General features: G+C 60.3%; 14 protein-coding genes. 4 read left to right on the top strand and 10 right to left on the bottom strand.

Annotated features, from left to right (window positions below; translation table 11 throughout):
• Window positions 1-585: 585 nt before the first annotated feature.
• Complete coding sequence (locus tag BBD46_RS06110; protein ID WP_071400839.1) at window positions 586-1077, top strand: MOSC domain-containing protein; 492 nt, start codon at window positions 586-588, stop codon at window positions 1075-1077.
• Between the two features lie 124 nt (window positions 1078-1201).
• Here the strand turns inward: BBD46_RS06110 and BBD46_RS06105 are convergent, their stop codons facing one another.
• On the bottom strand, window positions 1202-2386 hold the full coding sequence (locus BBD46_RS06105; RefSeq protein ID WP_071400838.1) for a trans-sulfuration enzyme family protein: 1185 nt from the start codon (window positions 2384-2386) through the stop codon (window positions 1202-1204).
• A gap of 264 nt (window positions 2387-2650) precedes the next feature.
• Between BBD46_RS06105 and BBD46_RS06100 the strand changes: the two genes are divergently transcribed.
• The gene (locus BBD46_RS06100) at window positions 2651-2992 is read left to right on the top strand and encodes an antibiotic biosynthesis monooxygenase family protein (RefSeq protein WP_253184509.1); all 342 of its coding nucleotides are present in this window, start codon (window positions 2651-2653) and stop codon (window positions 2990-2992) included.
• Window positions 2993-3372: 380 nt separating this feature from the next.
• Here BBD46_RS06100 and engB read toward each other — a convergent pair whose 3' ends face one another.
• On the bottom strand, window positions 3373-3990 hold the full coding sequence (gene engB / locus BBD46_RS06095) for a GTP-binding protein EngB (RefSeq protein ID WP_071400837.1): 618 nt from the start codon (window positions 3988-3990) through the stop codon (window positions 3373-3375).
• 126 nt (window positions 3991-4116) lie between these two features.
• Here engB and BBD46_RS06090 point away from each other — a divergent pair, with 126 nt between their 5' ends.
• Window positions 4117-5409, top strand: a complete 1293-nt coding sequence (locus BBD46_RS06090; RefSeq protein WP_071400836.1) for a TIGR00341 family protein — start codon at window positions 4117-4119, stop codon at window positions 5407-5409.
• A 21-nt stretch (window positions 5410-5430) separates the two neighbouring features.
• On the opposite strand, the gene BBD46_RS06085 is transcribed toward BBD46_RS06090, so the two are convergent.
• Both BBD46_RS06085 and BBD46_RS06080 read right to left on the bottom strand, forming a co-directional pair.
• Window positions 5431-5922, bottom strand: a complete 492-nt coding sequence (locus tag BBD46_RS06085; RefSeq protein WP_071400835.1) for a hypothetical protein — start codon at window positions 5920-5922, stop codon at window positions 5431-5433.
• 92 nt (window positions 5923-6014) lie between these two features.
• Window positions 6015-7010 (bottom strand): NOG1 family protein, encoded by a 996-nt coding sequence (locus BBD46_RS06080; RefSeq protein ID WP_071400834.1) that lies wholly within the window; start codon window positions 7008-7010, stop codon window positions 6015-6017.
• Between the two features lie 83 nt (window positions 7011-7093).
• On the opposite strand from BBD46_RS06080, the gene BBD46_RS06075 reads away from it, so the two are divergent.
• Entirely contained in the window at window positions 7094-7477 is a 384-nt protein-coding gene (locus BBD46_RS06075) for a DUF5518 domain-containing protein (RefSeq protein WP_071400833.1), read from the top strand.
• On the opposite strand, the gene BBD46_RS06070 is transcribed toward BBD46_RS06075, so the two are convergent.
• The 6 genes from BBD46_RS06070 to BBD46_RS06045 form a co-directional block, all read right to left on the bottom strand.
• Window positions 7455-8063: a hypothetical protein gene (locus BBD46_RS06070; protein ID WP_071400832.1), complete on the bottom strand. Its 609-nt coding sequence runs from the start codon at window positions 8061-8063 to the stop codon at window positions 7455-7457. The two genes, BBD46_RS06075 and BBD46_RS06070, sit on opposite strands and share 23 nt — an antisense overlap.
• 66 nt (window positions 8064-8129) lie before the next feature.
• Window positions 8130-8477, bottom strand: a complete 348-nt coding sequence (locus tag BBD46_RS06065) for a four-helix bundle copper-binding protein (RefSeq protein ID WP_071400831.1) — start codon at window positions 8475-8477, stop codon at window positions 8130-8132.
• Window positions 8478-8566: 89 nt separating this feature from the next.
• The gene (gene hisE, locus BBD46_RS06060; protein ID WP_071400830.1) at window positions 8567-8851 is read right to left on the bottom strand and encodes a phosphoribosyl-ATP diphosphatase; all 285 of its coding nucleotides are present in this window, start codon (window positions 8849-8851) and stop codon (window positions 8567-8569) included.
• Window positions 8852-9319, bottom strand: a complete 468-nt coding sequence (locus tag BBD46_RS06055; protein ID WP_071400829.1) for a bifunctional nuclease family protein — start codon at window positions 9317-9319, stop codon at window positions 8852-8854.
• Window positions 9320-9396: 77 nt separating this feature from the next.
• Complete coding sequence (gene pdxT / locus BBD46_RS06050) at window positions 9397-10017, bottom strand: pyridoxal 5'-phosphate synthase glutaminase subunit PdxT (RefSeq protein ID WP_071400828.1); 621 nt, start codon at window positions 10015-10017, stop codon at window positions 9397-9399.
• A 207-nt stretch (window positions 10018-10224) separates the two neighbouring features.
• On the bottom strand, window positions 10225-10386 hold the full coding sequence (locus tag BBD46_RS06045; RefSeq protein WP_004217418.1) for a preprotein translocase subunit Sec61beta: 162 nt from the start codon (window positions 10384-10386) through the stop codon (window positions 10225-10227).
• Window positions 10387-10438 lie beyond the last annotated feature (52 nt).

Raw genomic sequence — 10438 nt, 5'->3', positions numbered from 1 at the left:
CTGTTGAACGCTTCCTACGAGAGAGTACCGAAATCAGCCCGGGCTAAACACATACGATTTGATTTACTACGCGACGGTCCCGAGCCGCGATATTTCGCCTGCCAATGACGAGGTGAACGCTGCGGCGTGGGAGTGGTACACGAAAGCAGATCTTCTTCAAAGCGACCTGCCTGACGATGTTGTTACGCTGGGGACGGAAGCGATTACTGCTGCCGCCGAGTTTTGATAACGTTCTCTGCTGAAGCCTCCACACGAACAACTGGGTGTCGACTCGAGTAGTTACGAGGGTTGTCTAACCCGGGGAAGAAGGCTTATAGAACTCTTCTAATTGTGTTGACTACATCAACTCTCCCGGTGAACTGGCCGATAAGTGGGTCTGCTTATTGATCAGCAGGCGTTCTATCAGGTTTGAGTGAGATTCGTAGCGTCGTGATGAATACAGAAGATGAATTCAGCGTGGCGGATTCGTTTGTTTCACTTGATATCTGAGGAACCAATCACTCGGTATGATTCGTCGACATACCACCAAGTGACAACATTTCTCACAACCGAGTGTTTATACTGTGCTAAACGCGCATATCACACATGACTGGGAGTGGTACTGTCGAACGGATTTTTATCGCACCTGAAGCTGAAGCGGAGATGGAAGAACAGACCGACGTTGAAGCAGTTGCCGGACAGGGGCTCCGAGGTGATCGCTACTTTAGCGAGATTGAGACGGGAACCTTCGTCGGGTGGGAGCCAGATGAGGAACGCCACGATGGGTACGACCTCACGTTGATCGAGCAAGAGGCTATAACAGCAATCGAACGCGAATCCGGAATTGAACTCGCACCAGGAGAACACCGACGGAACATCGAAACCCGTGATGTCGCACTCAACCACCTCGTCGGACAACGATTCCGAGTCGGTGACGCCATCTGTCGGGGGGATCGACTGTGCGAACCCTGTAATCACCTTCAGCGCATCACTCAGGACGGCGTGTTGCAGGCTCTTACTCACCGAGGTGGGCTCCGGGCGGACATTCTCGAAGACGGGGAGATTCGCCCCGGTGACGAGATCGAACCGCTCGAATAATCTGTACCCACCTGTCTGTACTCTCCTGTTTAGAAACAATTCGTATTCCCGCTTGCGGCTGCCACATCTGGTGGACAATCGACTCGCTTACGATCGGGATGTCGGGAGGAGAGAGGGATGTGTGCTACGGTAGTGCCTTCCGGAGATCCTCGCAGAGGTCATCAGCGTCTTCGAGGCCAACAGATACCCGAACCAACGTTTCGGGAATCTCCGCCGAGCCCTCACTCCGACTGAACTCATCGGGGAGCATTAGTGACGGCACCTCCACAAGGCTCTCAACCCCACCGAGACTCGCCCCTGGCGTGAATACCTCAAGTCCCTCGACGAACGCCTCAAGTTCGATGAGTGCCCCATCGAACTCGAAGGACAGCATCCCGCTGTACCCCGACATCTGCTCACTCGCAAGATCGTGTTGCGGGTGGCTCTCAAGACCCGGATAGTAGACACGAGCGACCCGATCGTGGCTTTCGAGGAACCGGGCAACTCCCATTGCGTTCTTCTCATGATGTTCCATCCGCGCGGGCAGCGTCTTGATGCCTCGTGTAACAAGGTAGCAGTCGAACGGCGAGAGCATATTCCCAAGCCCAACCCGCTGCGCGAACGCCAATTGTTCGAAAACCTCACTGTCGTCGGCGATAGCGGCACCGCCGATCGAGTCGGAATGCCCATTGAGATACTTGGTTGTGCTGTGAATGACGATGTCAGCGCCCAGTTCAAGTGGAGCTTGGTAGTACGGACTTGCAAATGTACTGTCCACGCCGAACAAGGTATCGTGGTCATCGGCGATGTCGGCTATCGTTTGGATATCGCACAACCTGATTAAGGGGTTCGACGGTGTTTCTGCCCAGATCAAGTCAGTGTCAGCGTTGACTGCATCGGCGACATTGTCGGGGTCACGGGCGTCAACGAAGTCGATGTCAATGTCGAGATGTCCGGCCATGTGGTCCGTGAGCAGTTTTTCGGTTCCGCTATAGATGGTGTCCGAAGAGACGACATGGCCTTCCGGGGGGACTAGCGACAGCATCGTCGTCGATGTGGCAGCCATCCCGGAGGCGAACGCCAATGCATGCTCGCCGCCTTCGAGGGAGGCCAACTGATCTTCGAGCACTGCCCGCGTCGGGTTGCTCTCGCGGGAATAGTCGTGTTCGTTGGCGTCCTCTCCGCTGGCCCACTCGAACGTAGTCGAGAGGTGAATAGGCGGGATAACATCGTTTGTGCCCTCTCTGTGATGACGCGTCTCGGTTCCAGCTGAGCCGACTGCGCTAGTTGCGAACCGATTCCTGTCGGATTGGCTATTGTGTCGTGTCATTGGATGCTCACCATAGGTTTACTCGAACTCAATTTAGAGGGCTGTTCATGCCAATATTTTCAGTTGCGAAGCTTAGGTGTGAAGTTCCCGGCGAAGGTGGCCAGAAACCTAAATCCGACTCGGGTGTGTCGGCGTGTCGTTGCTTGCTAACTATTGTATGCTATAGTAACAACTGCAACTATTTACACACTGATCGCACAGCCGCCGTGCGATCAGGTGTGCATTGACTTGCAGTGGCTACTATAGGGGAAGCATCTTGTTCGTATGGACGAAGGCACAGTCATGACGTATTTGGTTATGTTTCGCCTCGATCCCGGGGAGTACGACGCAGAGTTTCATGAGTTGAATGACGCGATACAAGCGGCTGCCGAAGACACGGAAGGCTATCTCGGTAAGCGGACGTGGCATGCGCCAGAGAGTAAGGAGGTTCTCGTCGCGTACTACTGGGAGTCCTTAGACGCGCTTGAGACGTTCGGCGCATATTCAGAACACAAAGAGGCGAAACAGCGGTGGACAGAGTGGTACGATGCCTATGAGGTCACCGTTACGGAAGTTATCGAATCATATGGAAGTGGATTTGGTGACGGCGCAAACCCGCCCGCATAGGGTACTACTGTCTTGTTTGGTTGGAATACTCAGCAATGATGCGAGTAAGCAAGCTCTGTGTCTCTACCGATTCGAGCAGCCCAATCTTCGTCGGTGACCGATTCGCCCTCTGTATTTAGCACGCCGTTTTTGACAGTCAATAGGAAGATTGGTACTTTGCCCTGGTGACGTCCTCGTTTGTACTTGTCGTTCGTCGGGTAGTCGCAGAGAAGGTACGAACTGTTTTATATCCCCTTCGGGAAGGTACTTTCCACACTGATTACCGCGAGTTTTTATCGAGCGAAGCGGGATCGAAACTCCCGCGAGGGCCGAGAGAGCTTTGCCTTCTCTCGAGATTGTGCCGAGGGCCAGCTTTGCTGGTCCGCAGCGCAAACGTTCGCTCAGAAGAATTTGAACAGATCGTCCCGGTTCTGTTCGTGCAGGTGCTCCCGAACCGACTCGTTCAGCGAACTGATCTGGCCGTTCTTCGCGGTGATCGGCGCGATGGTCTCCTGCCACTGCTTCCACGGCGGGAGGATCCCGAGGCGGTCACAGAGTTCGTTCAGCCGCTCGTCGCGGTCGTCGACTTTGTCCATCTTGTTGACTGCAACGACGGTGGGGATCTCGAGTTCCCGCAGGAAGTGGAACATCTCCACGTCGTAAGGGATCTCGTCGGGGCCGGAGTGGCGGTCGATGATGTCGATGACGCTCTTGCCGTCGACGACCAGAACCGCGACGAGGACGTTGTCGGCGTACTCCTCGATGTACTGGACGATGTTCGTCTTGATTTGCTCGCGTTGCTCCTCGTGGACGCCGCTCATGAAGCCGAAGCCGGGGAGGTCGGTGATGACGAAGTCTTCGGGTGCCCAGTCGTAGTGGTTCGGACTGCGGGTGACGCCGGGATTGCCACCCGTGTCGAAGCTGTGACCGGTGAGTTCGCGCATGAGCGTCGACTTGCCCACGTTCGAACGGCCGACGAGGATGACCTCGGCCTCGCGATTGGGACGGGTATCGAACATACCGCCGCTACGGGGCTCTCGGGTTTATAAGCACCGTGACTGGGCCGGCGCTGTGGCGTCTCTCCCGCCAGCAGATCGTTCGGAGATGCCCCCAAGTTATGACCCCCGGGGTATTCAGTGGCTCACGTGCGCCTCGTACAGCTGACGGTTCCAACTGGGAGACGAGAGACGATTCTCGAGACGCTCGACGAGCGAGAAATCGATTACGTCGTCACGGACGAGGCCAGCAACCGGGAGTATACCGCTGTCGTCTACTTCCCGCTGCCATCGGCTGCGGTCGAACCGGTTCTCGACGAACTGCAGGAGGCTGGGATCGACGAGGACGCCTACACCGTCGTCGTCGATGCCGAAACGGTAATTTCACGCCGGTTTCAGGCGCTCCGAGATGAGTACGAGAAGGGTGATGTCGAGTCAGACCGCATCTCGCGCCAGGAGCTACAGGCCGAAGCGGAGTCGTTGACCCCGACGTTCGGCGTCTACGCGACGATGACGATCGTGAGCGCGGTCGTTGCGACCGCCGGCCTGCTGCTCGACTCGCCGGCTGTCGTCGTCGGATCGATGGTCATCGCGCCGTTGATCGGGCCGGCACTCGGCGCGAGCGTCGGCTCCGTGATCGACGACGAGGAGCTGTTCATCGAGAGTATCCTCTACCAGATAATTGGTATCGTGCTCGCAATCGCGGCTGCGGCTGTTTTCGCCTGGCTGGTCCGGACGACGAACATCGTTCCGCCGGGCCTCGATATCGGGTCCATCGACGAAATTTCCGAACGGCTCACACCGGACTTACTCTCGCTTGCAGTCGCACTCGGTGCGGGTGTCGCCGGCATCGTGAGCATCGCGACTGGGATTTCCGTCGCACTCGTCGGGGTGATGATCGCGGCCGCGCTCATTCCGCCCGCTGCGGCCGCTGGCGTCGCCATCGCCTGGGGAGAGCCGTCGGCCGCGATCGGCTCGACCGCGCTCGTCCTCGTCAACGTGCTCTCGGTGAACCTCGCCGGACTGTTGACGCTCTGGTACGCCGGTTATCGCCCCGAGAACCTGTTCTCGCGGGACGAAACAGAAAAACGCGTCCGCGAGCGAGTCGTCGGACTCGCCGCAATCGTGTTCATCTTCGCCGTCTTCCTCGGCGGAATCACCTACGCATCTTACGGGCTTGCGACGTTCGAAGAGAGCGCCCAGAACGAGGCCGAAATCGTCCTCGAGGACGATGCGTTCGCGGAGTACCAACTCATCGAAACGGAGGTAATCGTCGACGAGGACTACCCGTTCGTCGGGCCTGAGCGTGTCATCGTGACAATCGGCGGTCCGCCGGGTTCAGAAGAGCCCGGCATTGCCGATACGTTAGCAGAGCGGATCAACCAACAGACGAACGAGGACGTGATCGTCGAGATTAGGTATATCGGCCAGGTCGAGCGCTGAGGACGGTGACGGTTTCCGACGCTATCGTCTGAGAAATCGCTCAAGCCGACTGGATCGTGTCGACTCTGTCTCCGAAGCCGACTCGCGTTCCTTCTCCGTCATCTCTCCTGTTTCTGTCTTTTCTGTCTTTTCTGCCTTCTCTGGCTCCTTTGCCTTCTCTGCCGCCTCTACCGTCGATTCCGTCTGTCTCCGTGTTCCAAAAACCGTCGATTGCAACGACTGTCGTTGACTGTCGTCTCCGTTTGCGGATTCCCGGTCTCCACTCGAGTCCGGTCCTGGCTTCACTGCCGACCACACGCTGCTGGCCAGCCAGCGAAGCCAGTTTCGCGGCCCACCGATACGCTTGACGAGATACGTCGGGAAGTAGAGTGCGATCGCTCCGAGCAGGAAAAAACCGATGCCGGCGACGATGCGGTCCGTTCGAACGAACTCGAAGCCGACGACGAACATGGGCCCCGCCATCGAGAGTCCGGCGGCGATCTGGAGCATGCTGAAGATGCCGGGTCCCTTCATGCTCTTGTCAGCTCCTCACTCCGTCTGCTCGACTCGTCCGTTCGCCAGTTCGCCCGCTCGTCCGGTCGTGGCCTCGTGAGTTCATACGCCAGTTAGCCGTCGAACGGCAACTCAGGCTCGAAGTCGATCGCCTCGACGGCCGCCTCGAGCACCGTCTCGACGTTCTCGCCCGTCTCGACGCTCATCTCGTAGTCCGCGTTCAACTCGTCGAGCAGGCTCTCGTCCCACGCCTCCGCGCGGTCCACCTTGTTCGCGAGCGTCAACACCGGTACCGTCTCGAATTGGGCCGCGATCGAATCGCGCAACTCGAGTTGGGACTCGAGCGGATAGCCACACTCGGCGCTGGGATCGACCATCACGAGCATGCAGTCGGCGAGGTGTTCGATGGCGCTGACGGCCTGAGATTCGATCTCGTTGCGCTCCGCCGGTGGTCGGTCGAGCAGGCCGGGGGTGTCGACGATCTGGTGGCGGATGTGCTGGTGTTCGAAGTGGCCGACGCCGATCCCCTTCGTCGTGAACGGGTAGGAGGCCGTCTCGCCGCGGGCGCTCGTGACGTCGTTGACGAACGAGGACTTGCCGACGTTCGGGTAGCCGGCGACGACGATCGTCGGCTCCTCGGGGTTGATCTCGGGCAAATCGCGCAGGTCGTTTCGCGACTCGTTGATGTACAGCAGTTCGTCGTTGATCTGCTCGACGATGTCTGCGAGTCGGGCGAAGGCCTGTTTGCGGTGCTTGCGGGCGGTGTCGATGTCGGTCTTGCGAAGCCGCGGCTGGTACTCGTTGTGGATCTCGCGGGCCTTCCGACTGGCCCACATCGTCTCCGAGAGCGCCTGCCGCAACTCGTCGACGTCGACGATCGCGTCCGCGAGTTCGTAGTAGAACGGGTGGACGTCGTCCTCGTACTCGAAGTCCGGCCAGGCCGTGACGACGTTTTCTAAGTTGTCTGAGATGATGTTCGCCGCGGTCTGGAGCATCGACTGCTGGGCCTCGAGGCCGCCTTTGGCCTTGCCGGCCCGCGCTGCCCGCGAAAACGCCTTGTCGATCAGCTCTTCCGACGTGGGCGTCGTCGGAAGGTCTTCGAAAATCATGCTCACAGGTAGAACGCGCGGTCTTAAAAGGTCGTTCGTTATGCGGCGAGCGCTTATCCGTTCACGACGCGAAGAGAGACACGATGACTAACTGGCGCGCGGTTATTATTGGATTTCTGGTCGCAACGGTCCTGAGCGTGGTCGGCGTGGTCGTTCCCGGCATCGGACAGCTCGTCGCCGTCCTGTTCGGTGGCTTCGTTGCGGGCTACCTCGCCGGCGGTGGCCTCGCCAGCGGCTTCTGGCACGGACTGCTCGCCGGTGCGTTCGGCGGACTCGTCGGCGGCACGCTCATCGCCCTCATCGTCGCGGTTTCGGGCTGGGCGGCCGGACCGATCGGCGGTCTCTTCTCCGGCGTCGCCGGCCTCGGTATCCTGCTCGTCGCGCTTGCCATCTCGTTCGTGATGGCACTCGAGAGCGCCATCGCTGGCGCGGTCGGCGGCGTGCTTAATCCGAACCCGCGCCGGTAGCGGGCGCGTCCGGCACCGATCGAGTGCGAGCACGTTCGTAGATCGCGCCGCTCAGACAGCCGAGGGGGAGCGTGAACCAGGCTGTGAACGTCGCTGCAACAATCGCGATGAGCGCGGTCAGCGTTGCAGCGTCCCACAGAACCGCGTCCGACCCGCCGGTAGCGTGGAGCCCGACAGCGAGGATGAAGACAATCACAATCGAGACGAGGTAGGTAAGAATCGTTGCGACGAGGCCCGCGACAGCACCGAAGTAGGGGATGGTCGTCGGGCTCATCGTTGAGAGCGTCCGCCAGACGAGGACACCCACGAGGAACGCTGCCGGGACGACGATCGGAAGCGCGGCGATCGCGCTCAGTGCCCAGAAGGGGTGACCGACGCCGAACGGCGAGCCGAGCTGTGCGAGCGCGAGCATGCTCAGGGCGAACAGTATGCTGATCGCGAGGGCGGCGCTCGCGCCCGCGTAGCCGGCCCCGATATCGCGCCGGTCGGCATTCGGGAGCCGACCGGGTCCGTACCGCTTGCAGCCGGTTGCCAGCCTGTCGATTCCGCGGCCGAGGTCGGCGCTGCGGCGGGGTGGCGAGCTCATACGGATCTCTTCAACGAATTGTCGCAAAAATGTTCGGTTGCGTTTCGTGGCTCGTCACCGCTGTGGTTAGCTCGCTGCCATCTCTCGGCAGCTTTCGGCACACTCCGGCAGGATCTCCGCACAGGCCTGGCAGTGGTCGTGGTCGTGTTGCTCGCACTCCTCGGCACACTCCTCGCAGAGGTCCGCACAGAGTTCGGCGAGCTCTCGGTGGTAACCCGAGTTCCGCGCCATCCAGCGAGCGTGCAGCGTCGTGATGTCCGCCACGTCCCGACAGAGCCGGATGCAGCGGGCCATTCCCTCGCCTTCCTCGGCGCAGGCGTCTGCACACCACTCACAGACCTGCGCGGCTTCGAGACAGTTGTCGATACATTCCTGCATGTGGTCGTCCGCGTGTGGAAGCTGGTCGAGCGCCATCACAGAACGGACACCGGCACTGCTCATCAACGTCCGATAGGCGTTTGCAAGGCGTAATCAGCAAGCCAGCAAGCCAACGGACCTGCGAATCAGCGCCGCGCCTCGAGTTCCGTCTCGAGATCCTCGATCTCCATGTCCTTCATCGAGAGCAAGACAAGCAGGTGGTAGACGATATCCGCCGCCTCGTAGGCGATTTCCTCGTCATCGTCGTCCTTCGCCGCGAGAATGAGTTCCGTCGTCTCTTCGCCGAGCTTCTCGAGTACCGCGTTCTCGCCCTTGTCGTGGGTAAAGAGTGAGGCGGTATAGGAGTCCTCGGGCAGCGTTTCCTTCCGATCTTCGATGACGGCGAACAGTTCGTCGAGCGTATCGTCCATTTACAATTCACCGGAGACGTTACGGATGTCTTCTAACTCCGCGAACTTCTCGCTGTCGTCTCGACTGTCCTCGAAGACGGCCTCCGAGACCTCGATCGCAGCGTTCGTTCGCGCGGCGAGCGCGAGCGAGTCGCTCGGCCGGGCGTCGATGACGGTCTCGCCGCGGGGCGTCGCGACGTGGAGGTCGGCGATGTAGGTGCCGCCCTGGCCGTCCTCGCGGCTCTCGATCTCGCTGACGACGACGCGGTCGATTCGACTTCCCAACTCTTCCATCACGTCGAGCAACAGGTCGTGCGTCAGCGGCCGGCCAATGTCCTCGGCTTCGAGGCCGCGGGCGATGCTCGAGGCCTCGTTGAATCCGATGAAGATGGGGACCACGTCGTTCTTGCCGTCGATCTCGAGGACGACGACGGGGACCGGGCCCTGCGGAGTGCCGGCGACGCGAACCGCGTCGATAGATGCCTGCATAGCCCTAGCGACGGCGGCCGGGAAGAAAAACGTGCCCGGTTGCGAACGCATACCTGCGCTGTGTTAGTCGGTTACGCTTACGCCGAATCCGAGGCCGGCAGCGCCGCCTCATCGTTCTCGAAGAACGCCAGTCCGTGGATTCTGCTGTCAGGCGTTAGCTCCGGATGGAAGGAGGTTCCCACGACCGGCCCGTCTCGCACCGCCACCGGCCGTCCATCCCACGTCGCGAGCACCTCGGCCGATCCCGCGTCCGCGATCGCCGGCGCGCGGATGAACACCGCCGGAAACGGCTCGTCGTCCGCGAGCCCTGCCACGTCGAGCGGCGCTTCGAAACTGTCCTTCTGTCGGCCGAAGGCGTTTCGCTCGACCGTCACGTCGAGCAACTCGAGTTCGTCCACGCGCTCGTCGCCGGTGTCGGCTGCGGCGACGATCAGGCCGGCGCAGGTGGCGAACAGCGGCTTGCCGGCCGCGACGTGGTCCTGAATTTCGGGTGCGATGCCGTCGTCGTGGAGCAGTCGGGAGATGGTCGTGGACTCGCCGCCGGGCATCGCGAGGAAGTCACAGTCGGGAACGATCCCTGACTCGCGAATTTCGCGGACCTCGACGTCGCGTCCGTGGGCCGCTGCGGCCCGTTCGATGGCTGCAACGTGTTCTGCGACGTCGCCCTGCACGGCGACGACGCCCGCCTGAAGTGTCATAGATCGGCGTAGGGAGACGAGGGTCAAAAGTGGCGCGCACGGCGACGAATCCTGTCGGTATCGGGTGGCGGTTGCTATCAGGTGGCAGTTGTTATGGGATGAACAGGCGCAAAACCTCGCCCTTCAGGGCGGGGAGGATGTCAATGGGTGCCGGGTGCTATCGGGTACGGTATGAATCGTGCCGCGAAAATGTGCTACCTGCGACGCTTACGAAACGAACGTCAGCAACTGCACGAGGACGCCGATCAGGACGCCCGTCGCGATGACCGTCTTCGGGTTGATGAGAATCGCGTTCGAGTCTTCCGCGTCGAAGTACCGGACGAGGCCGGCACTGGACATCAGCCCGCCAGTATTCTGTCCTTTATCCATACCAGTCCCTATGCGCTCCGGGAACTAAAACTTTCGACTCCCAGAGGTAGTT

The organism is Natrialba sp. SSL1, from assembly GCF_001861355.1.
In the GTDB taxonomy this organism is placed as follows: Archaea; Halobacteriota; Halobacteria; order Halobacteriales; family Natrialbaceae; genus Natrialba.
The sequence above is the reverse complement of the archived record's forward strand: the minus strand, read 5'-3'. Positions and strand labels throughout refer to the sequence as shown.